Raw genomic sequence first — 26,545 nt, 5'->3', positions numbered from 1 at the left:
GTGAAGAGCTCGTTCTAAGAGAAAATGTAGGATCAAGTGGCATATCAACCACTGCAAAGAACAGAGAATTTAAAAAAACGAGAGATAGGTCACGTGAATAAAACATAAAAAAACCATGCATAGTGCATGGCTTCATTCTGATTGATGATTATTTGACCTAAAAAAACGCGTTGTTATCCAACTTGTTTTTTATAACGGGAAGGTGATATTCCCTGTAAGCGAGTAAAAGTATGAGTAAAAGTACTCTGGCTTGAGAAGCCAGTAAACTCGGCAATTTGCCCTAAAGAAAGGTGCCCTTGCTCGATTAATTCACGAGCCATGTCGATTCGCTTTCCGAGAACATATTGATGAGGTGTAATCCCCATCTGCTCTTTAAACAAGCAATGGAACTGACTTTCCCCAAGAAACACTCGCCCGGCCAATTGAGCCACACTAATCTTATGACTCAGGTGCTGCTCAATGTAACGATCAATCGCCTCCAAATCAAAGCGCGACTCTTTTCGACTGGTCTCAAATGCCGAGATATGGCGCTGCATTAACGCAATCACAGTGTCGTTACACGCACGACTTAACAGCAGGTCATCCGGATGGTTTCGCATTTCCTGAACCAACATCTGTATCAGCTTCTGAATTTGACTATCTAACTGGAAGTAGACATGGTCTCTCTCCAGGTTATTGATTTTTTGAAGCATTTCGGGATCATCATTTGTCGGTTTGGGCATATTCAGCACCAAAATATCCGATTGATTGATGACGCCACCGAAAGCATGATCAGAGCATGCGGTAACCACACAACCTTGACCAGGGCCGACAAGATTACCTCGCCCGCGCACTTCAAATTCGGCTTGCCCTTTTAAACCAATCACGATCTGCGTATAAGAATGATCGTGGCAATCCATATAAGACGGAAGTGTGATCAGCTCCGCCGGCTTTGGCAGCATAATCTCTTGATATGAAAGGATTTTTTGGTTATCTGAATCACTCATTTTAAACAGTCGTCTTTACACGGTCAGCTTACGTCTTCGCATCATATACCTTCTTTGTTGGGTTGCAACTTTTACCCAACTCAATCGACAAGATCAAATCAGCATGATCAATTTCATTTACATGATCATAGTTCCGGAACGATGATCATGCGAGGTTAATTTACGGTCAGTGAGCAACCAATTTTATTAACAAAAACGGATAGATAGGCAACACCTTACGTATACATAATCAATCAATGTAAAGATCCTTATTACCGAACAATCTGTTATTTTGTAAAACACCGTGCTCCATATTAGATAACTCGTCCCTGAAACGGATCGAAACCCACTCTTAAACTCAACATAGAGGGATTTCCCCCCTTACTAATATGCTTCTGATTCAATACATTAGTTATCGAGCTTTAAGATGCATACGATCTAAAGCTCTCGGTATCTCATTGATACCTCTAACTTACTTAGCAGACCCTCGCTAGGTAATTTAGAACCTCTTCTACACGTCGACAAGATTATATCTTGTGTTGCCAGCCCGTCTTCAGGCTGGCTTTTTTTTTCGCTTCTCAACAATGAAAACAATGGCATAAGCTGATATCATAGCGTTTGTCTCACTGTCCCTCTCATATGCTTAGGTGCTGCTCTTTCGCTCACAAGTGATATGAACGTCAACCACATTACAACTGAGTTGTAGGAAGCATGATCAAGGACGATACGAGTTGTAAGCCGAACATTGGCGGACATCCGTGAGCGCACATATCTGTAATGAAACAGACCATTTTCCCAATTAAACTCTTCGTTCCATTTCGTCGTTGTCTATGACTACCTGACGAAAACATCGAACACCACGAATTTAATTGGATTGAGCGCCAATCAACGAACGTGTTCTAGCAACGTAACTGCCTACTTGGCAACATCAATACGAGCCATGTAACACGGACGTCTCTGTATTGGTAAAAGCAGTATGTAGTGAGTCCTTTTGTGAATATTTCAGTCGATACCATAGAACAATCCCTCCTTAAACAGCTACCAGGTTGTTGGGGATGCAAAGATAAAGATTCGGTATTCCTATACGTAAACCAGGAATACGCAGAACTGTTAGGGCACACGTCGCCCGAGGAGTGCTTGGGTAAAACTGATTTTGATATGGCCAGCCCAACCACTGAATGCGCGCAAGAATTTCAACGCCAAGATAAACACGTTCTCGAAACTGGCGAGTCACTAAAAATTCTGGATATCCACCCTTATCCAGATGGCCGCTGGCGAGCACATATATTTACTAAAACACCGTGGCGAGATGACAAAGGCGACATCGTAGGCACCATTTTCTACGGAAGGGAACTCACCGACACCGCCGTGATTGAAGTCGGGTATTGGGTTTGTCGTGCAATCAGTACCAACCCAAATCAACAATCCATCTTTCGTTTTTCTGACTTACAACCAAAACCAGAGAAGCTCACATGCCGCGAGCAAGAAACGCTTTTCCTCTTGCTCTATGGCAAAAAGCCTCAATTTATCTCTCAGGTCATGGGCATATCAACAAAAACCGTTGAAGGTCACGTCGCACGCTTACGTAATAAGTTTGCAGCGAACAGCAAGAACGAACTAATAGATAAAGCAATGGAAGCAGGCTACGGCTCTGTTGTACCCAAAACGCTGCTTAAGCATCAATTATCGGTTGTGTTGAATGGAGAGCGATAATTCGCATCGCTTCTACCTACAAAAACACCGCCCCAATTCGGCGGTGTTTGTTTATTCATGAGGGACCATAAGCCTATGGCGCTAAACGATCAATGTCCCAACTTCCATCATGCTGGGAGAAAAGAAAACGATCGTGAAGGCGATGTTCGCCACCTTGCCAAAATTCGATGCTCTTTGGTTTTACGCGAAAGCCACCCCAAAAGGTTGGTACTGGTATTTCACCCTTAGCAAACTTTTGTTTTAGCTCTAAAAACTTACCTTCCAACACACCTCTGGCAGAAATACGGCTACTTTGTTTGCTCGCGATTGCGGCCAACTGGCTCTCTTTAGGACGAGAAGTAAAGTATTTCATATTCTCTACGGCGGTAAGCTTTTCAGCCACACCAGTAATATGAACTTGGCGCTCTAACGGATGCCAAGGGAAGTGCAAACTAATATTGCTGTTATGCTCTAGCTGCTGGGCCTTGCGACTGCCTAGGTTGGTGTAAAACACAAAACCATCTTTGTCGACGTTTTTCAATAGAACAATGCGTTGAAACGGCATGCCATTTTCATCAACCGTTGCAACTGTCATCGCAGTCGGGTCCGTTAAACCCGCTTCAACTGCTTGCTCTAGCCACAGATTAAATTGATCAATAGGATCAGCTTTCAAATCTTTACGACGCAGCCCACCTTTGGTGTACTCACGACGAATATCAGCAAGTTCCATCTTTACTCCTTCACTCGTTTTTGTCGATTGTGCTCCCGATACTGAGGAAATACAAGGACATCATTGTGCTTGTTATCGTTGCCGCTCACAGCATCACAGTGCGTCATTTGATACCATGACACAAAAAACCAGTGAGCCGATCGTGAACTTACTCAACCCCAAAGCCCTACGTCATTTTTTACTGCTACTGTGTGCCGTTGGCATTTCAGGGCTTGCGCTTACTCATCATTACGCAACTCAATACCAACATGATCAATGGCAACAAAAGCTAGAGAGACAAGCCGCGCAAGTATCACAAGAAGTGGACTACGAACTGGCAAAGTTTGAACAGATACCAAACCTATTAAGTCACGACCCAAGACTACTCAAAGCAGTCGAGCGCGGAACGCCCTCTCAAGAGCTCAACCTACTGTTATCAGATTGGTTGAAGCAAAGTTTGGCCGATACGATTTACGTTCATGACCGTACCGGGTTAGTCATAGCCTCAAGTAACTTTCAGCAAGAAGATACGTTTGTTGGCTCTAGCTTTAGCTATCGCCCCTATTTTAAAAATGCGCGACGCGGTGAGCCCGCTCAATACGTTGGATTAGGCGTACGCTCGAATAAACGTGGGTACTTCTTCTCATCTCCGCTGTGGGTAAATGAGGAAGTCGTTGGCGTGATCACAGTAAAAGTGAATTTGGAGCAATTAGAACAGCGCCTTTCGCAAACCACGACTGACGTACTCATTACAGATAAACACAATGTCGTGTTTATGAGCAATTTACCAGACTGGCGCTATCGTGCACTTTTCCCACTGTCATCGAGTGCAATAAATGAACTTACCGAAACGCGTCAATATGGCGATACCTTACCCGAATATTTTGGTGAGTTAACGGCACACAGTGGTGTCACAGAGTTTGATGACAATCAATTGCTTCTATCACCGAATTACCTCGCATACGCAACACACTTATTGGATAAAGGGTTTCGCGTCGTTGCCTTAATTAACCACAACAGCGTTCTTGCCGCCGTTTTACAGGCCGATATCGTCTTCCTGATCTTATATGCGCTCATTGCTCTAATTGCGTTAGCGTGGTTCCAAACCCTAGTTAACAAAGCACGCCTTGCCCATCTCAATGTGAGCCTAGAAGAAAAAGTAGTGCAACGGACACTAGTTCTGAGTGAAGCCAACCAAAAACTACAACAGACCATCCGCCAATATGAGCAAAGCCAACAAGAGCTTAAACAAACACAACAAGAACTGACACAAGCCGCGAAATTGGCACTGTTGGGCGAGCTATCAGCCAGTATTAACCATGAGATAAATCAGCCACTTTCCGCACTAAGAACCTATACCGAAAACTCGCAGCGTTTGTTGGCAATGGAAAAATACCCAATGGTCGCCGACAATTTGGGCAAAATGCTGACACTCAATGACACCATTTCGGAAGTCATTGCCCGCTTAAAAGTCTTTACTCGGAAAGCCACGCACGATTCACACAATGAAATCTCAGTACTGCACGACGCGGTACATACTGCCACCAGCATTTTGAGCAACAAGCTTATTAAGCAAGGAGTAACACTAAAAGTTCCGGCCATCGACTATGATGTGAAGCTGGCCATTCACAGCGTTGAATTAGAACAAGTGCTGATAAACCTCTTCCACAACGCCGCACAAGCGATGGAAAACCACTGTATCGATCCGCAAATATCCATTGCTGTTCAGTGTCATGATGACAGTTGCGACATTCTTGTTTCCGATAACGGACCAGGGATGTCAGACGAAGCCCTAGCAAAAGTGTTCGACCCATTTTTTACGACTAAGCCGGAGGGTCTTGGATTAGGTTTGACCATCTCCAAGCGGATTATAGAGAGCTATCACGGCTCCCTCTGTGCCTATAAACATCAGAACACAGAACAACAAGCAGGAGGGATGACCTTTATCGTGACGCTACCAATAGTCAATCAGAATAAACGTACCCCAGAAGTGGAAAACGACCATGAATAACCCAGTTTTCTTTGTTGATGACGAACCACACATTCGTGATGCCGTGTCTCAAGCCCTGCTGATTGAAGGGATAGACGTCACCTGCTTACCAAACGCAGTAGAAGCCTTACGCGTAATCGACTCAAATACGCCTGCGATTATCATTACCGATATCCATATGCCCGTGATGGATGGCTTGGAGTTTATGCGAACTTTGCGAAGCAAAAACGATCACTTTCAATTCATCGTACTTACTGGACATGGAGATGTGAAAACCGCGGTAGATGCGATGAAAAGCGGCGCGTACGACTTTCTAGAAAAACCGTTTTCAACGGAACAGCTCATGAAATCGCTCAACAATGCCAGCGATAAACTGAACTTGTTGCAAGAAAACATCTGGCTTAAGAAAGAGCTCGACATGCAAACTCATGTTGGTCCGAAAATGATTGGTCACAGTAAGGCCATGGTGAGCATTCGTCGCGCCTTGATCAGTGCGCCTACAAGCCAGCCGCTCATTTTTGTAGGTCAAGATGGTACAGGTCGCCGTCTCGCCGCACAATTTGCCCACGACATACATGCAACACCGGATAGTGAGCTAATCGCCGCTTCTGGTGAAGACCTCTATGAGCTTTCATTAGAAGCGCTCGACAAAGCCATACACCGCTTAAGTGAAGGAAAACGCCACTGCAGTTTGTACTTACATAGCGCAGAGCATGTATCATTTGAGCAATGGGAATACTTGTTCAAGCACCCAAAACTTGAACGTGTTTTTGGCGCGACCACCCAAGCCGAGCCGCCTCTAAAATCCCTGGCGACTCTAATTCACTTACCAACGCTCGATGAAAGAAAGGAAGATATAGGGCCTTTATACAAGCACTTTGTGCGCCACACCGCGAGCCGATATCAGTTACAGCCACCACATATCAGCCTAGAAGAAGTCAAACACCTCACCAGTCTCGAATGGCCAGAAAACGTTAAGCAGCTACGCCAATTTGCTGAACTTCGTGCCCTCAAGCCAGATACTTTTAGAATGGAAGATTGGAATAGTGAGAAAAGTCTTGAAATTCAGAGTATGACTCAGCGCACAGAATACTTTGAATATTGCTTGTTATTCGATGCATTGCAAAGACATCGCGGCAGACTCAAAGAGGTTCAACTAGAATTACAGGTATCACGCAAAACCTTGTACGACAAACTAAAAAAACATCAGTTGGATAAAGCCAAGTTCAAGGCGTAATAGCTATACTCCGGCGCTAATTATGCTTTTGTTTGATTTAGAAAGTGTAAGAAAGCTCATTTGAAGAGAGAATAACCCTCTTCTCATATTTTATTAGCCGAGCATGCTGACATGATCGGTTAATAATAATAAGATCAAAAAGATAATCCGTAATTATATAAGCAGGGACTGTGATGAGCCGAGATAACTACAACAAACTCAACGATGAAGAGTTGGATTTTGTTGATGACAAAACTGCAGCATTGCTCCTCAATACCCCCAACAGCGCGCGTTTTATGCTCTGGGTTATGGTGCTATTTTTCATTGCAGCAATAGGTTGGGCATCTTGGGCTGAAATCGACAAAGTCACGGTTGGTCAAGGCAAAGTGATTCCCTCCTCACAGATACAAGTAGTCCAAAACTTAGAAGGTGGCTTAGTCAAAGAAATCTTAGTCAAAGAAGGTCAGTTGGTTGAAAAAGGCCAACAGTTACTGCTTATCGATGACACCCGCTTTCGCTCAGATTTTCGTGAACGTGAGCAACAAGTTGCCAACCTTACCGCATCTGTGCTGCAACTATCCGCTTCTATTAACAGTGTTGCCGTTAATCGTGATTTTGAAACGGAAAACTGGCGTCAAAGTGTACTACTTGATTACGGTAAACTGACCTTCCCACCAACCTTGGAAGAGACTCGACCTCAACTCACACAGCGTCAAAAAGCAGAATATCGCGAAGATCTAGATAATTTACGCAACCAACTTTCTGTTATTGACCAACAAGTGCAGCAAAAGCAGCAGGACTTGGTAGAGATCCAAGCACGAGTAAGGAACTTGCGTCAAAGCTACCAATACGCGAAAAAAGAACTCGATATCACCAAACCTTTGGCAGACGAGGGCGTTGTTCCTCGTATTGAACTGCTCAAATTACAGCGCCAAGTCAACGATACCCGTCGTGAAATGACGTCCAGTGAGCTCAAAATTCCCGTATTGCAATCAGCGATTCGAGAATCCATGCTCAACCGTATTGATGTTGCACTCAAATTCCGCTCTGAACAGCAAGAGAAACTCAACAGCGCCCAAGACCAGTTATCTGCTTTGGTTGAATCAGCGGTGGGCTTGGAAGATAGAGTAAACCGAACGGTTGTGAATTCGCCAGTAACAGGCAAAATCAAAACACTGAACATCAATACTGTCGGTGGTGTTATCCAACCTGGTATGGATATCGTCGAGATCGTACCAACAGAAGACACACTATTGGTAGAGGCGAAAATTGCGCCAAAAGACATCGCATTTTTACGCCCAGATCTTCATGCTATCGTGAAGTTTACAGCTTACGACTTCACAAAGTACGGCGGTTTAGAGGGAGAGTTGGAACATATCAGCGCGGATACCACTCAAGATGAAGAAGGCAACAGCTTCTACATTGTTCGTGTACGCACCGAAAAAACAAACTTTGGTCAAGATGCAGATTTACCAATCATTCCAGGAATGACAGCATCGGTCGATATCATCACAGGGAAGCGAACCGTTTTGGAATATCTACTTAAACCGATTTTAAGTGCCAAAACGAACGCCTTGAAGGAGTAAACCACATTAAGATACTCGCGATAGGGAGTATTGAGCGATAAGCGATTAAATAAAAAGCACTTATTTCTCACTGACGAACTCTCTAGAAGAGTATACTTGTGATACGAGTCGAATATGCGATCCAATTTGCAGCGTAAAGTTACATTATTAATCAGCTTAAGTTGTTTGTCGTTCCAACTTGGTGCGCTGAACAGTAAAGAACAACGATGGGTCAATACGGTCACAGCGGTGTACGGCGAACGTGCGGGATTGCGCGTAAATACATGGCGAAAGAACCTCGACTTATTTAAACAATTAGAGACTCATGAACAGCTCGCTGGCGTTAACGACTTTTTTAATCAGCTGTATTTCGTTGACGACATAAAACTGTGGGGAAAGACAGATTATTGGGCTACGCCACTCGAATTTTTAGGGAGTAACGCAGGAGACTGTGAAGATTTCACTATTGCTAAGTACTTCTCTTTACTCGAGCTAGGAATACCAGATTCAAAGATGCGGTTAATATACGTAAAAGCCATCGAACTGAATCAGTTTCACATGGTATTAGCTTACTACCCTACCCCAAGTTCTGAGCCGCTCATTCTCGATAATATCAATCCTGACATTGTCCGAGCCTCTAAGCGTAGCGACTTGCTACCGATATACAGTTTTAATGGTACAAACCTGTGGTTGATGAAGTCATCTGCTAGCACTGGAGAGCTGGCAGGGAAAGCATCACGGTTGAGCCTTTGGAATGACTTACGCTCGCGCGAACGTAAGTTGCAGTTAAATAAACCTAAAATTAACTATGACGAGTGAGAAACATGACCCTATATAAGAAGCTTGTGGTGGGGATGGTTACGGTCTTTATACTCTTGTTGGCATCAGTATTCGTAATCCAATTCAACACGACTCGAGACAGCTTGGAGCAACAGCAACGTTCAGAGGTCAACAACACTATTAACACCGTAGGTTTGGCATTGGCTCCTTACCTAAAGGACAAAGATAAAGTCGCGGTTGAGTCCGTGATTAATGCTCTGTTTGACGGCAGCACCTACTCCGTTGTTCGTCTTACAGCATTAGATTCTGACTACCAGATCGTGCGTACTTACCCAGTTAAACCAAGTACGGTGCCACAATGGTTTATCGACATGAATCTATTTAAAGCGATTCACGATAAGCGTGTTGTGACCAGTGGTTGGATGCAGCTCGCCGAAGTAGAAATCATTAGCCACCCAGGCGCAGCTTACGAGCAGCTCTGGCAAGGTTTTATTGGCTTGCTGTCTGTATTCAGTGTCATTTTTCTAGCTGGTTTAGTGGCAATTTCATACATCCTACGTCGCTCGCTAAAACCATTAACGGCCATCGTGAATAAAATGCATGAAATCGCGAATAACCAATTTGGTGAACCGCTTGCTCGTCCAAGAACCAAAGATCTTATCGCGGTGGTAGATGGCATTAACATGATGTCTGCTCAAATCGAGCTATCATTCAAAGAGCAAGCCAAAGAGGCGCAACGTCTGCGTGCTCAAGCTTACCTCGATCCTATATCTAAATTGGGTAACCGCTCATTCTACATCAACCAAATTGACCAATGGCTTGCAGAGCAAACGCAAGGGGGTATCGCGCTACTCCATGCTGAATACATTGGGGACATTTACGAGACCAAAGATTACCAACGCGCAGATGCCCACGTTAAAGAACTGTCTCAACGTTTGAAAAACACCATTGATGTACCGGGTGCCACTATTGCTCGCTTGTCTAGTGATGAGTTCGGCTTGCTTTTCCCTCATATGGATGAGAGCGAGTTACGCATTTTATCGGACAGCATCGTCAATTGTGTGAACGGCCTAAATACTGACCCAACAGGCTTAGCAAAACCTAAAGCGTCACTAGGGGTTGCACACAGCAAAGATCAGAAAACGCGCTCTGAAATCCTCTCGATGGTGGACAACGCACTATCGAAAGCCAAAGCGCAACCAGACAAGCCATACGGCTTCATTGGCAGTGATACACCTTCTAGTTTGATGGGTAAACAGCAATGGAAAGCGTTGGTTGAAGAAGCCATTCATAGTGATTGGGTTAAATTCCGTTTCCAAGCTGCGAAAAACACATGGGGTAAAGTATTCCACAACGAAGTATTTTCAAGCATCGAAAAAGATGGTGAAACGTATCGTGCGAATCAATACCTATTCGCACTAGAACAGTTAGACGCCACCAACATCTTTGACCAGTATGTCATTGAATCAATGATTAAGATGCTAGAAAATGGTGAACTTAATGACCCAGTCGCGATTAACATCGCGCAAAGCAGCTTGTCTCAACCATCGTTTATTCGCTGGACAACGAGCATGCTAGAGAAACACGCCAAAGTGGCCTCTAAGCTACATTTTGAAATTCCAGAGGAATGCTTTATCGATCAGCCTCACCACACAGCACTGTTATGTAATGCCATTCGCCAATCAGGTGCTGAGTTCGGCGTAGATAACTACGGACGTAACTTCCAATCTTTGGAATACATCCAAGAGTTCCGCCCGAACTATGTGAAGCTCGATTACCTATTCACACACAACTTGCACGACGAAAAACAGAAATTCACGCTAACGTCGATCTCTCGTACTGCCCACAACCTTGGTATTACGACTATCGCATCGCGTATCGAAACTCAAATCCAGTTGGATTTCCTCACTGAACATTTTGTTGAGGTATTCCAAGGATTCATCGTCGACAAGGAATAAAAAGGTTTATCAACGATGAAAGACCCTTTACTGAATTCGCTCATCTACGTTAGCCGTTACTATGGGTTAGCTAACTCGCCAGAAGCGCTAGTCAACGGACTACCGCTATCTGACGGTAAACTGACCCCATTTTTGCTACCAAGAGCAGCGGAAAGGGCCGGATTGGTTGCCAAGGAAAACCGCGCAGAGCTGGAGAGCATCTCCAGCCTAATTCTGCCGGCAATCTTAGTTCTTAAAGGCGGTGACTCTTGCGTTCTCAACAGCATCAATATGGAGAAACGCGAGGCCGAAGTCACCACCCTAGAAAGTGGAATGGTGCCGATCTCTATTCCATTAGAAGACCTACTTGAGCAATACACTGGTCGGTACTTTTTAGTTAAAAAGCAATTCCGTTTCGATGAGCGCTCTCCCGAAGTGCTCAAAACCAACGAAGGCCACTGGTTCTGGTCCACCTTGTGGCAGTCAAAACGCATCTACCGTGATGTTTTAATCGCATCACTTCTCATCAACCTCTTTGCGGTTGCCGCTCCGCTATTCACTCGCTTGGTGTACGACAAAGTGGTTCCGAATCTTGCGTTTGAAACCCTATGGGTACTAGCAAGCGGCATCTTTGTCGTGTTCCTGTTCGACTTCATTCTCAAGTCGCTGAGAAATTACTTCATTGATGTGGCGGGCAAGAAGTCTGACATTCTGATTTCATCCAAACTGTTCAGCAAAGTGATGGGGATTAGAATGGAATCAAAGCCGCCTTCGGTCGGTGCCTTCGCTCGCCATTTACAAGAATTCGAATCTATTCGAGAGTTTTTTACTTCAGCGACCGTCAGTGCTCTCATTGATTTGCCTTTTGCCATTTTGTTCTTAGTGATTATATGGCTAATGGCTGGCGATCTTGTGTATGTACCGATGGTGGGCGTGGTCATTTTGATTATTCACTCGCTACTGATACAAGGGCCGCTGCGCCGCTCCATTGAGGAGGGTTCACGCCTAGCATCGCAAAAATATGCCAATTTGATAGAGAGCTTGGCTGGGTTAGAAACCGTAAAAATGCTCAGTGCGCAAAGCCAATTCCAATACCGCTGGGAAGAGGCAGTTGCGCACATGGCGAACTGGAATATAAAAAGCCGCCGAATTACGGATAGCATTCAAAACGCGGCAGGTTTTGTCCAGCAAAGTAGTAACGTAGGGATGATCATCCTAGGCGTTTACTTAATTGCAGAAGGCGACTTAACCATGGGTGGTTTGATTGCCGCAACCATGCTTAGCGGCCGCGCGATTGGTCCTTTGGTTCAGTTATCCTTACTCTCTACGCGCTACAACCAAGCGAAGTCTTCTATGACAATTATCAATCAAGTCATGGAAATGCCGGATGAACAAGAAGAAGGTAAACGTTACATTCACCGCCCAATAGTACAAGGCAAAATTGAACTTGAACGCGTGACCTTCCACTACCCAGATTCACCGGTGGCGTCGATTCGAGATTTGAGCTTGACCATTAACCCAGGCGAAAAAGTAGCGATCATAGGCCGTATCGGTTCGGGTAAAACCACGTTAGAACGTCTCATCATGGGCTTGTATCAGCCGACGGAAGGTCATGTTCGCATTGATGATACCGACATCGCACAGCTGCATCATGTCGACATTCGCCGTAATATTGGTTGTGTGCCGCAAGATTCGAATCTGTTCTTTGGTTCTATCCGCGACAACATTACGCTAGGTCGCCCATTAACCGATGACCGTGACGTACTAGACGCAGCGAATCGTGCCGGTGTTACTGCGTTTACGCAATCTGACCCTGCGGGCTTAGAACGCCAAGTTGGTGAAGGTGGTGCAATGCTTTCGGGTGGTCAACGTCAAGCAGTCACGATCGCTCGTGCATTTTTGGGTCGTCCTCCTGTTCTACTCATGGATGAACCAACCAGTGCAATGGATAACCGCTCAGAGATGCACATTAAGCATCAATTAGCACAGTTGAAACCTAGTGAAACGCTGATTCTGATTACGCATAAAACGTCTATGCTCGACATCGTTGATCGCGTAATTGTGATGGAGAAAGGCAGCATCATCGCAGATGGCCCTAAAGCGCAAGTGCTGAACGATTTGAAACAAGGCAAAGTGCGTGCGGTTAGCTAGCCTGAATTCACATTGATAAAAGACAAAGGCCCCGTTTAACTTGTGTTTAACGGGGCTTATTTTATTGGGAGTCCGAGATAATTAAGTTCTTCAAGCGCGACCCAAACGAGTACAAGGCCAACAATCACGAATAAAATCATAATCGCCTTTTCATCTTCTTCCATTTTTCAACGCCCTAAAAGCTATTTCAATTAATACATCTTAGGTTATCAGGACAAAAGTCATATTCAGCTCGTTTATACGGAACTAGCGTCATAGAATGTCGGATATGGGATACAGCTCAAAGATTGCTCTCTTCAAAATCACGTCAGCTTTGATTGAATATAAGTAATGAAGCCAAAGAGTTCGTAATACTCACTAAGTCTTTGATTAACTTATATAGTACTCTGTGGAACCTCAACACAGAGACAAATGGTGTAAAGAAAAATTGTGATTACTTACAGCAAAAAATCAGCTATAAAAGCCGCTTTCTAGATATCGTCGAGATGAAGAAATGAATGATTGGATCCAATTAGAGCAAGTGAGCCAGTATTTCACTACGGGCTCCCTCGGTTACAAACTATTGATGGGCATTTTTGTCCTGATCGCGTATCGCATCCTGAAGAGGATTGTAAATAGAGCCATCCTAAATTTGGCAACAACGAAAGGTGTAAAAAAGGCTCGTTTGAGTTTTATTCAGCGCTGTTTCAATGTCGCGCTGCTATTTTTGACCGCCTCTATTTTTGCCATTATCACAGGTATTGGCTATGGCGATGTGTCTTTGTTCCTATCGTCCATTTTTGCCGTATTAGGTGTGGCGTTTATTGCGCAGTGGTCAATTCTGAGCAACATCACTGCCAGCTTTTTGATCTTTTTTGTCTTCCCGTACCGAGTGGGTGACCGAATTAAAGTCGTAGACAAAGATGAAGACATCTGCGGTGAGATTCAAGAAATCAGCATGTTTCACGTGTTAATTAAGCACGACAACGGTAACTTAATCACTTACCCAAACAACCAGATTTTGCAAAAAGCAGTGCTAAAGCTGGCAAAAAACAAGCCAGAGCCAAGTAAAGCCAAATCTCGGATTTATACTCGCAGAAAGAAATAACCCACTAAAAAGCCGATGTATCTACATCGGCTTTTTAGTATCACTTGGTGGTCACAAATAACCCAAAGTTAATGGCGAAAAACAGTGAAGAGACAAAACGTATAAGCTGAAGGTCACCACTGTATTCTTTCATGATAAAAGCATGACACATCGCCGAAACCAAAAGCGCCACTTCAACCAAAGGAAGCTTCTTATTTACGAACCTTAAATAAATACAAAAAATAGAGATGGTGCAAGCAAAGAAAAAATCGTCACTAGTTCCATCTTCCTTAAAATACAAGGACATGGTTTTAGTTAAGCTTATATTTTTAGCTTCATTATGAGCCACCCACTAATATTTAGCGAGATAAGGGCATAAAAGAGGTAAAAAACAAGACTGACCGAAACAAAAAGTAGTGCATGCACTTTTTCTTCTAAGCTCTCTGGATGAACATTCATATCCACATCAAACACACCCGCTATAAAGTGTGCAAATACCGTGGAAGAGGCTGTAGAAAGGCCTCCTACCATAATGATAATAATCCCTCGCCTTAAGAAACGATGAAATGTACTTTTCCCGCCTTGGATCAGGTCTGAGTTTACATATTTTAATCTATTTTTCCGCCTATTACTCATCACTAGTATCGGTACCTTTATCATTGTTTCCAAGAGAGTTTTCTACATCTTTAAGATCTTCCTTTAACGCTTTTATACACGATATTCATCGTCGTTGCATTCACTGTAGTTATGCCGTCGACTTACCCTATAAGAAAGCTCTTTAGATACCAATTCGTACTTTATCTATCTCAAATCTCTTCTTGACCTCAACTTAGCTTGAGGTTTTAGCCTTAGTCGCACGATTAAAAATCAACAATGAAAAAAGGAACCATTGTGTCCAAAATTGCGATTATTTATTTCTCTAAAACCGACGTTACTGGTCAGCTTGCTCGCGCGATTGCCGCAGGCCTTGAACAACAAGGCATTAAGCAGCAAGATGAATGTGAAATCCTCTCTCACCGAATTGAAGGCAGTGAGATTATTGAGGGACGTTTTGTGAACTCTAAACTAATGGATGAACTTGCTGAGTGTGATGCGATTATCTTTGGCTCACCGACCTATATGGGCGGTGTAGCAGCGCAGTTTAAAGCATTTGCAGATGCAAGCAGTGAATCTTGGTATTACCAAAAATGGGCGGGCAAAATCGCGGCTGGCTTTACCAGTGGTGGGGCAATGAATGGCGACCAATCTTGCTCACTGCAATACCTTCAAACCTTCGCTTACCAGCACGGTATGATGTGGGTCGGATTGGATAAGATCAGCAATTCTGGGGAGCAAAACCTGAATCGTTATGGTGTACAAGGTGGTATTGTTGCACAAGGTGGTGAAGATGGTCAGTTGCATGCTTCTGATGTTGCAACAGCAGAGTATCTTGGCAAACGAGTCGCTATGCTCGTGAACAAGCTCTCCACTCGCTAACAATAAAAAGAAGCCCCGTAAGATACATCTTCGGGGCTTCATATTTATCGCTTGTTTTGAGCGCTACTTCTTGATGTAGAGGTCTTTCGAGTAGATACGACCTTCTACGTTGCTCTTGGCAAAACCGCCAACCGTAGGACGAACCAAACGCGCTTGCATGTAGTAGTAAATCGGTGCGATTGGCATATCCGCCGCCAACAATTGCTCGGCTTGCTCATAGAAACCTTGGCGCGCTTTCTCATCGGTTGCGGCCAATGCACTGTTCATCGCGTTGTCGTACGCTTCATTGCTGTAACGTGCAAAGTTACCCGAAGAACCTGAGCGAAGTAAGCTCAGGAAAGTAGACGCTTCATTGTAATCACCACACCAGGAAGCGCGCATCACATCGAAATTGCCTTGTTTACGCGCCACTAAGTACGACTTCCACTCTTGGTTTTCTAACTCCACGTTTGCACCGAGATTTTTTTGTAGCATCGACGCTATCGCAACCGCGATCGATTTGTTTGCCTCACTGGTGTTGTACAACAATTTAAAATCGAGCGGCTTGTCTTGGCTGTAACCCGCTTCTTTTAACAACTGACGCGCTTTCTCGTCACGTTGTTGCTGACTCCACTTACTGTATTCAGGCGGCGTCGCATCAAACCCTGCGGTGTACTGATGCGCAAAAGTATAAGCAGGAAGGTTGCCCACTTGCGTGACACCATTCGTAATCACATCGCGCATGATGGAGTACGACACCGCTTGACGCACTCGCACATCATCAAATGGCGGACGAGTGGTATTGAACGCGTAGTAATACGTGCACAATAATGGCACCACCGTGTAAGCCTGCTTGTAATCTTGTTTAAGTTTCTGCGCCATATGAGTCGGCACATCTGACGTGATATCCAGCTCTCCTGCCGCATAACGATTGATCGACGCGTTTTGGTTTTCAAACGGAATGTAAGTCACTCTGTTTAGATGCGTATCTGCGCTGTCCCAGTAACTTGGACTCTTAACCAGTTCAATGCGCTCATTCACGGCCCACTTATCCAATGTGAATGCACCGTTACTAACAAATTGGTCTGGTTCGCTCCACGGCTTGTCGCGGTTTTCCACTGTCGCTTGATGCACTGGCATCATGGACGTGTGCCCAGTCATAGCAACAAAGTACGGCACTTGACTGTCCAACTCAAAACGTAGGGTGTATTTATCCACTGCCTTGATACCGAGATCGTCCAAAGGCTTTTTGCCCTCTGCTACATCGGTGATGTTTTTGATCTTGGTGAGTTTGAGATACCAAACATTTGGAGAAGCGGTTTTCGGATCTACCGCTCGGCGCAGTGAATAGACAAAATCATCCGCTGTCACAGGCTCGCCATTCGACCATTTCGCGTCTTTGCGCAAGTGAAAAGTAAAGGTTTGGTTGTCGTTGGTTTCCCATGATTCTGCCACACCGGGAATAATGTTTCCGTCACGATCTTGAATCACAAGCCCTTCAAATAAGTCACGAATCACATGCATTTCTGGCAGACCTTCGGCTTTCGCTGGGTCAAGCGTCGCCGCCTCTGCGTCATTCGCACGTACTACATGCTGTTCTGCGGCAAGTTGAATGCCTTTAGGTAAGGTCTCCGCAGCAACTGATGTAGCAAGAAAAGGGGTGAATAAAGAGGAAATCAGCAACGCCGTTGAATGTTTTTTAAAATCCATATCGTTTTTCGTTCTCCTAACGCGTCTTGTGAAGCAAGTGCCACAATTAACATTTCAACCGTTGACGAGTTTAAACGGTTCAGTTTAGCTAGGTGTAATTAGCTTAGATATTGATACTACTTCATCAATCAGGAGATTACGGTGAGTCTAATTCCAAGAACGGAAAGAGCGGCATTTTTAATTCGGCCAACATCATACGGTCAATCCGTGCTTGGTGCGCCATTACTGTATTTTCCGGCTCAAGTCGAAAGTGCTTCGCGAGGTTTGATTTTGGCAGGCACTCACGGGGACGAGACGGCCTCGATTGCAGGTTTGTCCTGCGCGCTAAGAAGCTTGCCTGCTGAAAACTTACGACATGATGTGATTCTGTCAATGAATCCTGACGGCAACCAACTAGGCACACGCGCAAATGCAAACCAAGTGGATCTCAATCGCGCGTTTCCAACCCAAAATTGGACTGAGCATGGCACAGTGTATCGATGGAGCTCTCACACACCCGTTCGAGACGTACAGGTGAAAACTGGCACTAAAAACCAACTAGAGCCTGAAGTTAGCGCATTAATTAACTTGATTGAACTGCGCAAGCCAAAGTTTGTGGTGTCGTTTCATGAACCGCTTGCGTTTGTGGATGATCCCAAACATTCCAACCTCGCCAAATGGCTCGGCGAGCAGTTTCAACTGCCAATCGTTGACGATGTCGACTACGAAACTCCCGGCTCATTCGGCACTTGGTGTAGTGAACGTGATTTACCTTGCATCACGTTGGAATTACCCGCGATTTCTGCCGATCTCACCATTGAAAAACATCTCTCTGATTTTATTGCTTTGCTGAGGCACGATCCGGATCTCTAGTCCGCTGTTAAACAAGCGATCATGTGAGGATCTGTTTGATGTCGGTACTAATATCGCTGATCAACTGACGGGCACTGTCGTCTCTTTGCTGAACCAAGATGATAAACAGCAAATCGGTGATCACGTTTTGCGCGGTACGCGAAGCAATGGATGAGCTGCGATGTTCCGTTTCATTGGCAATCGTATCAAACGTAATATCGGCAATACCGCGCAAGCGACTTCTTCCAGGCGCAGATAACGCAATCACCTTCGCGCCCTGCTCTTTTGCCGCTTCTGCCGCGACGAGAATTTCTTTGCGCTCACCCGAAAACGAGATTGCGATCTGAACATCTTCTGGAGAGAGCGTGCGGGCAACAGCAATCTGCACGTGGCTGTCTTGTTCAGAAAGCGCCGTAATACCAAGTTTAAGCAGTTTAAAGCTTAAATCCTTCGCGGTCAGTGCAGAGCCCCCAATCCCGACCACTTGCACTCGACGCGCTTCACTCAACCATTTCACCGCTTGGTGACACGCTTCGTAAGACAGCGTATTGGTGGTTTGAAACATAGCGTCGGTTTTCGCTTTCACCAGTTTCTGTGAAATAACCGCAATGGGGTCGTCAGCCAAAATATCACTGTGCAGCGGTGTCGACTGCATCGCATGCTTACGGCCAATCTCTTCATTCAGAGCTAACTTAAACTCGCTGTAACCTTTAAAGCCGATACGCTGAGTAAATTTCACAATGCTCGATTGACTCACTTTTACTTGCGCCGCAAGTTCTTGGCTGGTGAGCAGCGCCGCCTTTTCTGCGTTTTCAACAATCCAATCGCCAACCAAACGACCACTTTGCGAAAGCTGAGTACGCCTCGCGACTATCTTATTGATAACTGACACAACAAAAACCTCAAAAATTTTAAATAAATTATTCCAAATCAGAAATAATAGGCGTTTGATTTAACCCCCTGATTATTCTAACCAAGACAGTTAATCCCGGACGTAATAGACGTATATTTTCTCTCATTATTCCAAATTTCTCCTGCATAAAGAATAACCTCAAGTGTGATTTTTATCACCAAACCTGAATATTTTATTCCATAAAATCGCCCTCAGATTGAACATTACGAAGAGTGCAAAACATGAAAATTGATTTAAGCAGATTGGTGACAGAAAGCCGTAACCCAGCCAGTGCCGAGATCGATACGCTTTCGACTATCGAGATGCTGCAAGTCATTAATGAAGAGGATCAAAAAGTCCCGCTCGCGGTAAAAGCGGTGCTACCACAAATTGCAGAGACAGTTGACGCAATTACCCAAGCTTTTGCAAATGGTGGCCGTTTAATTTACATGGGAGCTGGTACGTCAGGTCGCTTAGGCATTCTTGATGCAAGCGAGTGTCCTCCTACCTACGGCACGCATCCAGATATGGTGATTGGCTTAATTGCTGGTGGACATCAAGCAATTTTAAAAGCGGTAGAAAACGCAGAAGACAACGCGAAAATGGGTCAAGACGACTTAAAAGCACTTCACCTCACCAAGCATGACGTGGTTGTAGGCATTGCAGCGAGTGGCCGTACACCTTATGTACTAGGTGGTTTGGACTACGCTAAATCCATCGGAGCCACGACCGCATCTATCGCCTGTAATCCAGAATGTGCCATGGCAGAAGCGGCCGACATCGCGATTCTGCCGATAGTTGGCGCAGAGGTTGTCACTGGATCTTCTCGCATGAAAGCCGGCACCGCACAAAAACTGGTGCTAAACATGCTCACGACAGGCGCAATGATTCGTAGTGGTAAGGTATTTGGCAACTTAATGGTGGATGTAGAAGCCACTAACGCCAAGCTCATACAACGCCAAACCAACATTGTTGTGGAAGCAACCGACGCATCAAAAGAAGAAGCAGAGCGAGCATTAAATGCCTGCGGTCGCCACTGCAAAACCGCCATCTTAATGATTTTGGCCGAATTGGATGCCGAACAAGCCAAATCACGCCTCGCCGCGCACAACGGCTTTATTCGCGCAGCACTAAATAATAACTAAATAATCCGAGTTCTGAAGGATAGACCCTATGGCAAAAATAACTTCAAACACAGTATCGCAGTTGCTGTCCGCAGTGGGTGGCAGTAGCAACGTAAGCAAATGTGGTAACTGTATGACGCGTTTGCGTTTATCGCTCGCCAACAATGGCTTGGCTGATCAATCAGTTATCAAGCAAATTCCCGGCGTAATGGGTGTGGTGGAAAGCGATGAGCAGTTTCAGATCATTCTCGGTCCCGGAAAAGCTCAACAAGCGGCTGAGATGATGAATCAACTGATCGACAGCTTAACCTCTGGTGACAGTGAAGAAGCAGATATGCCGCAACAAGATCTTTCTGCCGTCGCAGCCGAGCAGAAAAAGCAGATGAAGAGCAAACAAACCAGTGCAGTTCAGCGTTTTTTAAGCAAGTTTGCCACTATCTTTACGCCGTTGATCCCTGGTTTTATTGCCGCTGGTTTGTTGCTAGGTTTTGCGACGTTATTGGAACAAATGTTTGTTCTCGACCAGACACCAAGCCAGTTTATGTTGGATTTGATCGCCTACATGAAAGTCTTTGGTAAGGGTCTGTTTGCTTTCCTAAGTATTCTGATTGGTTACAACGCGCAGCAAGCGTTTGGCGGCTCTGGTGTTAATGGTGCCATTCTCGCCTCTTTGTTTGTGCTGGGTTACAACCCAGAGGCGACATCCGGCATTTACTCTGGCATGAACGAGTTTTTCGGCTTTGCGATTGATCCGCGCGGCAACATTATCGGCGTACTTTTGGCAGCGATCATCGGTGCACAAGTCGAGCGTAAGGTTCGTCAATACATGCCTGATGATCTGGACATGATCTTAACGTCCGTTATCACTCTATTGATCATGGGTGCGGTAACCTTCTTGCTCATCATGCCGATCGGCGGCGAGTTATTTAAAGGGATGTCTTGGTTGTTCCTCAACTTAAACGATAACCCATTAGGCGCTGCAATCTTGGCAGGTTTGTTCTTAATTTCGGTGGTATTTGGCATCCACCAGGGTTTTGTTCCAGTGTACTTCGCATTGATGGAAGCACAGGGCTTTAACTCGCTATTCCCTATCCTGGCAATGGCTGGTGGCGGTCAGGTTGGCGCGTCAATGGCGCTGTATTTCAAAGCCAAAAAAGACGCTCTACTGCGCACTCAAGTTAAAGGCGCTATTATTCCGGGTCTTCTAGGCATTGGCGAACCATTGATTTACGGCGTGACATTACCACGCGTAAAACCATTCGTTACCGCTTGTATTGGTGGTGCTGCGGGCGGCTTCTTTATCGGTTTAGTTTCTTACCTTGGCTTACCAGTTGGTCTTAATACGGTGTTTGGCCCGTCCGGCATCGTGGCGATTCCTCTCATGACATCTGAAAATGGCATCTTCCCGGGCATGATGGTGTTTGTTGCCGGCCTGCTTATCTCTTACATCGTCGGCTTCCTCGCGACTTACTTCTTTGGCTGCAAAGACGTCGATTTAAGCTAAATCATTCTTCCCCTATAGGAATGGACTAGCTCGCGCCCTTGGCAAACAAGGGCGCACCCTCTCTCTACTTCACGACAATTTTTCTTATTCCGTTACTCGGAAGGGGCTTTGTCGTACCTAAAACAATAGAAATGAAAGGTCGTTAATCATGAAAAAGCACATTTTGGCTCTACTTCTCCCAACATTGATGGTATCAAACGCAATGGCAGCGCAGCTGTATCAAGCGGAAGATGGGTCAGTTTTAAATATTTACTCTCGTCTTGGTTTCAATGTCACCAGTAAAAATGATGAGCACGGCGATGCAAATGGCGAGTTTGATGGCCGTATTGGTTTAAACGGTTCACAAACCATCAACGAGTACGCGTCGATCATCGGCCAAGCGCAATACCAAGTGGGTGCCGCTGAATACGCAAACCAAGTAAACGACAAACCGTCTCTGACCGCACGTTATGTATGGGCGGGTATTGATGCGAAAGATTATGGTCGCATTACTGGTGGTCGCGTGGCATCTGGGTTGATTATGTTTACCGACATTGGTGATGTGTTCGCCTCTTCCGATGTTTCTATGGCGCGCCAAGCGAATAAAGTCGACAAAACCGCGACGCAAGTTTTCCGTCAAGATGGCACGCTGCAATACCAAAACAACCTAGGTAATTTCGATTTTTCTGTCGCGTACATTTTAGGAAACAACACTTCTGAGCTCGACTACGGTTACAACACTGCACTGCGTTATACGCTAGACATGGGAAATTTGGGTACCTTGGCACCAGTGGTGGCGATGCAGAAGAATAAAGGTGATGCACGTGAAAGCAACGACACCGATTACACATTCTGGGGCGCAGGTACGCGTTACTACCTAGGTGATTTGATGTTGGGTGCGTTGTACTCGGAAGATGAACTAGAGGGCTATTACTCACAAACCAGTACCGACAAAGTGATGGAATTAACGGCGGTTTACAGTGTAAATGACAAATGGGTACTGCGTGCTGGTTATCGTTCTTTAGAAAACAGTGATGGTGACGAGCTAGAGCTGAAAGATACAACGCTAGAAGTGCAATACAAACTGACGCCTCGTTCTTCTATCTACACAAACTACGTTGATCGTAACGGCTCGCGTGGCTACAGCAATGGACAAGAAGTCTCGTTTGGCGGTGCGCACGCAGACGAAAGCTACTACCACTTAGGTCTACGTTACGAGCTGTAAGCACGATACTTAATGTAAGTTAGCTGAATCCATGAGCTTCTTCTGTGTCCGATCAGTAGTTATTGCCTTTAATGCTGATTTGAAGAAGCTCACCCTCGCCATATGTTTTCTTCGTTACCTGTTTTAACAAACACGCCTGCATCAGGGAAGCTGGTGACAGTGTTTTCGCATTCCTTTGCTTCCACAATTGTTGCTGAGTTTGTTGTCGCTATTCGCCGACAGAATATATGTTCCTAAAGTGATCAATGAACGCTCGCGTTCTTCTTGGTAAGTGCTCACGTTTTGGGTAAAGCAGATAAAGCGGCAAAATCGCATCCGTTTGCCATTCTGGAAGCAAACTCACGAGTTGTTCTTTTTGTGCAGGTTCGAGTTTAGCCAATGCAAATTCATCTAACATGGCTACACCACAGCCAGCCAAAGTAGCATCCAACATGGACTGGACAAGATTAAAACTCAGCGTACTTTCTAACTCAATGCTGCACTGCTGTTGAGTTTGCTTATGCGTAAACGTCCACTTGTCTAACACCAAGTCACGACTTTTATAAAGGATGTGCTCTAAGTCACCAAGCTCCTCTGGCGTACTTACATTTGGTTTATCAGCTAAATACGAGCGATGAGCGATCGGTTTACAGTGTAAAGTGCGTAGCTGATGGCCGACGTATCCCTCTGGGGGAGTATCGGTAAAGTAGAATGCGATATCAAACCCAGCCTCAATCAAGTCGAGAGGTGTCTCTGTGAAGATCACTTCAACACTCACTTGTGGATGTTGCAATCGAAACTCGATCAATGTTTGGCTGAGTAACGCAGCTCCGAAAGAAGCGGACGCCGCTATTCTCAATTTTCCCGATACGATCTCGTTTGCCATGACTTGCTCATTGATCTGCTCAGCGCCTTCGAGCAGTTGCTTTACCTGCTGATAAAACCGCAAACCATCGTAGGTCAAATTAAACTGGCGCGTAGTTCGCTGAATAAGCTGCACCGACAATATGTCTTCAAGCTGTTTAAGTTGCCGACTTACATGCGCATTCGAACAATTCAGTCGCTTTGCTGCACCAGCAATACTTCGTTCCTCACACAAAGCGACGTAAAGTGGTACGTAGCTGAGCCATTTTATTTCCATACAGTAATTCTGAATCTCTAAAATCAAACTACTGGAAATAATAGAAAGCCTCTAAACTCTGTACAACCTAAATTTGAAAGGATGAGTTATGAGTGTTTTCGACACGTGGTTAAAAGGTCAAGTCATTAAAGATCACATCACTAATCCCAATATCATCGTTGGCGATTACAGCTATTACTCGGGCTTCTATCATCAAAAAAGCTTCGAAGAGCAAGCGGTACGCTACTTGTTGGGTGACCCCGTCACACTTCAAGAATGGCAAAGTAGAGAACCCGATAGCATCGACAAATTAATCATTGGCAAGTTTTGTTCCATCGCTTCTGGAGCCACCTTCATGATGGCAGGAAACCAAGGTCATCGCATTGACTGGATTTCGACCTTCCCCTTCTCTCCTGAAGACTTTGGAGAAGGCGTACAAGACGGTTTCGAGCGTGCCGGAGATACAGTGGTGGGGAATGATGTTTGGATTGGCAGCGAGGCGATGATCATGCCCGGAGTAAACATCGGCGATGGAGCCGTCATCGGAGCACGCGCAGTAGTGACGAGAGACGTCCAACCTTATTCGGTGGTGGTTGGAAACAACCAAGTCGTACGTCAACGATTCAGCGATAAAGAGATTGAAACTCTACTCAATATCCAATGGTGGAACTGGCCAATAGAACACATTAAACAAGCAATGAAAGTAATGTGTAGCAGCCAAGTCGGTGCGCTTGCGGACTACTATCAAGAGCACATTGTCGATTTGTAGATAAACAAAAGCCCACACATCTTGTTGCGACGTGTGGGCTCAGTGAGTAAGAAAGCTTAAACCGCAGCGACGTCCTCTTCTTCCAAGTTCGCCGAGACTTTAATTTCGTATTGATTGAAACGGAACGAACAACCGCCATGAGTGCGCTTTGTCGTTACCTGCTCGTCGCCAAACTGCACCGTCACGCGTGTGAAGACACGCTCTTTGGCTTCGACAATATTTTCTTCTAACGCGACTTCAAAGTCGTGTTCCGTTTGTTCTAGCTTTTGCTTTATCGCTTCAAGCTGCTCGTTGTTTTGTGTTTTCATCACGTCAATCTGAGCTTGTTCTTCGTCGGTACGTTCGGCTTTAGGACGTTTCTTAAATTCGAGCTCTTTACGAATCACATCCATCGTGCCTTCTTGAGCGCGTTTGTATTGTTCTTTAAGCTCTGCTAATCGTTCCTTAAATGCAGAATAGCGTGCGAACGCTTCTACCTTAGTGGCGGTGTCGCCTTCTACGCCCAATTGTAAGCACACCACTTTGCCACCGACTTTTGCATCTCCGCCGCTGAGCGTGCCGTTCCTACCGTTCGCGTCTAGCACCGTCAGATTGCGCCCACAAACAATATCGTTATTCATGCTGTGCACCGCCAACTCAATATCTTCGCCGGCTTGCAAATCACAATATTGGGCGTAGCTGGCACGAATCGAACCTTTGGCTTTGACGTGACAACTCTTTGGCTGGCCATCACTCACGGTATGGCCAATGATCCCTTTACCAACTTGGATGTCGTCTTGCGCTTGTACGTCAGCCGATTCAATGAAGCCGCCTACAGTAATAGAACCCGTCGCTTTAACAATCATGCCAGATTCAATGTTGCCACCGATAATCACATTCCCTTTGAATTTCACGTGGCCTGTATTCACGCCAACGCTATTGAGGCAGAGTGCGTTATCAACTTCGATGGTTTTGTCTTTAATCAGAGGCGTACCGGATACCGATGCAATCAATAGGTTTGGGTCTTGCTTGCTTATCTCGGTGCCCTTGCCTGGCTTCATTGGGCTGTCTTTTCCGGCTTGTGGAGGAATCACTCGCCCTTGAACAGTAAAACCAGGCGTACCTTTGGTCGCAGGCGTGCGGCGCATCACCTCATCGCCTACGTCAACCGCGATAGTTTCACCGAGGTTACGTAAATCAATTTTGTCGCTAGCAGATTGGCCGTCTTTGGGTTTGAGGATGCGTTTGGTGATGTCTTTAACGAGAGGAGTAAAAAGAGCGTCTTTGCCTTTGATAGGTTGCTTACCAACCGCTACAGGTTGAGAAAAAGTTTCGCCGGGTTTGAGCTGAGTGCTGACAACCAACACTTTCTTCAAAGCCAGTTTGTTGATGCCTTTCGAAACTCGCGCTTGAGCAAGGGCTTGAACAATCTCGGGGCCACGTAAACCTCGGCCTCCGTACGCACCGACAACGTTCATACTGGCGAGCATGTCATTATTCGATAATTCGACCTCAACTTGCGCGTTGCGTTTTTCCGCAATGACGATGCCTTCGTAAGCTTCGTCTTTACGTTCTTTGGCGCAGTTAATGAATCTCACGACTTCCCCCTCAACAACAAACATCCTTTCAGCGTTCATTGCGACGAGCAGCTCGTTTAATTCATTTTGATTTAGCTCACCACCGAGGTCCACTTCTCCCGGAAGACGGGCTATCACCTTGGTCTTATCTTCAGATAACTCAAGACACAGCTTCCACATACCCTTACCACTTTGCTTCCCATCAACACTTTCAGTCTAACCAAATCCGTTTTCTGAACAAACCTCGCATTTCTTATTATAGGGCTCACGTCACTAAAGAAAGTAATCCATCAATAACGGTTAAACAGCATATTAAGAGAAAACTCGATT

Annotated in this window: 21 protein-coding genes; 14 read left to right on the top strand and 7 right to left on the bottom strand. The window is 45.3% G+C overall.

The features are described from left to right. Window positions 1-173: 173 nt before the first annotated feature. Window positions 174-986 carry an AraC family transcriptional regulator gene (locus R7190_RS00660; protein ID WP_025768702.1) on the bottom strand — a complete coding sequence of 271 codons (813 nt, stop codon included), beginning with the start codon at window positions 984-986 and terminating at the stop codon, window positions 174-176. Window positions 987-1,958: 972 nt separating this feature from the next. On the opposite strand from R7190_RS00660, the gene R7190_RS00655 reads away from it, so the two are divergent. Further along, window positions 1,959-2,678: a PAS domain-containing protein gene (locus R7190_RS00655; RefSeq protein ID WP_017820063.1), complete on the top strand. Its 720-nt coding sequence runs from the start codon at window positions 1,959-1,961 to the stop codon at window positions 2,676-2,678. Window positions 2,679-2,751: 73 nt separating this feature from the next. Here the strand turns inward: R7190_RS00655 and pdxH are convergent, their stop codons facing one another. Further along, window positions 2,752-3,387 carry a pyridoxamine 5'-phosphate oxidase gene (gene pdxH / locus R7190_RS00650; protein WP_005374570.1) on the bottom strand — a complete coding sequence of 212 codons (636 nt, stop codon included), beginning with the start codon at window positions 3,385-3,387 and terminating at the stop codon, window positions 2,752-2,754. A 115-nt stretch (window positions 3,388-3,502) separates the two neighbouring features. On the opposite strand from pdxH, the gene R7190_RS00645 reads away from it, so the two are divergent. From R7190_RS00645 to R7190_RS00615, 7 genes are all read left to right on the top strand, one after another. Next, window positions 3,503-5,377: a sensor histidine kinase gene (locus R7190_RS00645; protein WP_017634535.1), complete on the top strand. Its 1,875-nt coding sequence runs from the start codon at window positions 3,503-3,505 to the stop codon at window positions 5,375-5,377. Beyond that, a complete protein-coding gene (locus tag R7190_RS00640; protein ID WP_005383565.1) occupies window positions 5,370-6,593 on the top strand; it encodes a sigma-54-dependent transcriptional regulator in 1,224 nt (407 codons plus the stop codon). The genes R7190_RS00645 and R7190_RS00640 overlap by 8 nt, the downstream gene beginning before the upstream one ends. Window positions 6,594-6,766: 173 nt before the next feature. Next, window positions 6,767-8,158 carry an HlyD family type I secretion periplasmic adaptor subunit gene (locus tag R7190_RS00635; protein ID WP_005374562.1) on the top strand — a complete coding sequence of 464 codons (1,392 nt, stop codon included), beginning with the start codon at window positions 6,767-6,769 and terminating at the stop codon, window positions 8,156-8,158. A 114-nt stretch (window positions 8,159-8,272) separates the two neighbouring features. Then, window positions 8,273-8,956 (top strand): transglutaminase-like cysteine peptidase, encoded by a 684-nt coding sequence (locus tag R7190_RS00630; RefSeq protein WP_005374561.1) that lies wholly within the window; start codon window positions 8,273-8,275, stop codon window positions 8,954-8,956. Window positions 8,957-8,961: 5 nt separating this feature from the next. Further along, on the top strand, window positions 8,962-10,875 hold the full coding sequence (locus R7190_RS00625; RefSeq protein ID WP_005374560.1) for an EAL domain-containing protein: 1,914 nt from the start codon (window positions 8,962-8,964) through the stop codon (window positions 10,873-10,875). Between the two features lie 15 nt (window positions 10,876-10,890). Continuing rightward, a complete protein-coding gene (locus R7190_RS00620) occupies window positions 10,891-13,005 on the top strand; it encodes a type I secretion system permease/ATPase (RefSeq protein ID WP_005374556.1) in 2,115 nt (704 codons plus the stop codon). Between the two features lie 493 nt (window positions 13,006-13,498). After that, window positions 13,499-14,092 carry a mechanosensitive ion channel family protein gene (locus R7190_RS00615; protein WP_017820061.1) on the top strand — a complete coding sequence of 198 codons (594 nt, stop codon included), beginning with the start codon at window positions 13,499-13,501 and terminating at the stop codon, window positions 14,090-14,092. 300 nt (window positions 14,093-14,392) lie between these two features. Here the strand turns inward: R7190_RS00615 and R7190_RS00610 are convergent, their stop codons facing one another. Beyond that, entirely contained in the window at window positions 14,393-14,731 is a 339-nt protein-coding gene (locus R7190_RS00610) for a hypothetical protein (RefSeq protein ID WP_025500824.1), read from the bottom strand. Window positions 14,732-14,962: 231 nt separating this feature from the next. On the opposite strand from R7190_RS00610, the gene R7190_RS00605 reads away from it, so the two are divergent. Beyond that, window positions 14,963-15,547: a flavodoxin family protein gene (locus tag R7190_RS00605; protein ID WP_186585568.1), complete on the top strand. Its 585-nt coding sequence runs from the start codon at window positions 14,963-14,965 to the stop codon at window positions 15,545-15,547. 63 nt (window positions 15,548-15,610) lie between these two features. Here R7190_RS00605 and R7190_RS00600 read toward each other — a convergent pair whose 3' ends face one another. Further along, window positions 15,611-17,236, bottom strand: coding sequence for an ABC transporter substrate-binding protein (locus R7190_RS00600; protein ID WP_186585567.1), 1,626 nt, complete (start codon window positions 17,234-17,236; stop codon window positions 15,611-15,613). 141 nt (window positions 17,237-17,377) lie between these two features. On the opposite strand from R7190_RS00600, the gene mpaA reads away from it, so the two are divergent. Next, entirely contained in the window at window positions 17,378-18,088 is a 711-nt protein-coding gene (gene mpaA, locus R7190_RS00595; protein WP_186585566.1) for a murein tripeptide amidase MpaA, read from the top strand. Between the two features lie 19 nt (window positions 18,089-18,107). Here mpaA and R7190_RS00590 read toward each other — a convergent pair whose 3' ends face one another. After that, entirely contained in the window at window positions 18,108-18,959 is an 852-nt protein-coding gene (locus R7190_RS00590) for a MurR/RpiR family transcriptional regulator (RefSeq protein ID WP_033907250.1), read from the bottom strand. A 242-nt stretch (window positions 18,960-19,201) separates the two neighbouring features. On the opposite strand from R7190_RS00590, the gene murQ reads away from it, so the two are divergent. The 3 genes from murQ to R7190_RS00575 all read left to right on the top strand — a co-directional run bounded on the left by murQ (window position 19,202) and on the right by R7190_RS00575 (window position 22,791). Further along, window positions 19,202-20,104, top strand: coding sequence for an N-acetylmuramic acid 6-phosphate etherase (gene murQ / locus R7190_RS00585; RefSeq protein WP_186585565.1), 903 nt, complete (start codon window positions 19,202-19,204; stop codon window positions 20,102-20,104). 28 nt (window positions 20,105-20,132) lie between these two features. Continuing rightward, on the top strand, window positions 20,133-21,587 hold the full coding sequence (gene murP / locus R7190_RS00580) for a PTS N-acetylmuramic acid transporter subunit IIBC (protein WP_054578581.1): 1,455 nt from the start codon (window positions 20,133-20,135) through the stop codon (window positions 21,585-21,587). 148 nt (window positions 21,588-21,735) lie between these two features. Then, window positions 21,736-22,791, top strand: coding sequence for a porin (locus R7190_RS00575; protein ID WP_186585564.1), 1,056 nt, complete (start codon window positions 21,736-21,738; stop codon window positions 22,789-22,791). 208 nt (window positions 22,792-22,999) lie between these two features. On the opposite strand, the gene R7190_RS00570 is transcribed toward R7190_RS00575, so the two are convergent. Then, window positions 23,000-23,911, bottom strand: a complete 912-nt coding sequence (locus tag R7190_RS00570) for a LysR family transcriptional regulator (protein ID WP_054700560.1) — start codon at window positions 23,909-23,911, stop codon at window positions 23,000-23,002. 88 nt (window positions 23,912-23,999) lie between these two features. Here R7190_RS00570 and catC point away from each other — a divergent pair, with 88 nt between their 5' ends. Further along, the gene (gene catC, locus R7190_RS00565; protein WP_042522290.1) at window positions 24,000-24,659 is read left to right on the top strand and encodes a type C chloramphenicol O-acetyltransferase; all 660 of its coding nucleotides are present in this window, start codon (window positions 24,000-24,002) and stop codon (window positions 24,657-24,659) included. A 56-nt stretch (window positions 24,660-24,715) separates the two neighbouring features. Here the strand turns inward: catC and R7190_RS00560 are convergent, their stop codons facing one another. Next, window positions 24,716-26,395 carry a DUF342 domain-containing protein gene (locus tag R7190_RS00560; RefSeq protein ID WP_186585562.1) on the bottom strand — a complete coding sequence of 560 codons (1,680 nt, stop codon included), beginning with the start codon at window positions 26,393-26,395 and terminating at the stop codon, window positions 24,716-24,718. Window positions 26,396-26,545: the final 150 nt, after the last annotated feature.

It is taken from the genome of Vibrio sp. 1078-1, assembly GCF_033340475.1.
This window is presented reverse-complemented; position numbering and strand designations above follow the sequence as displayed.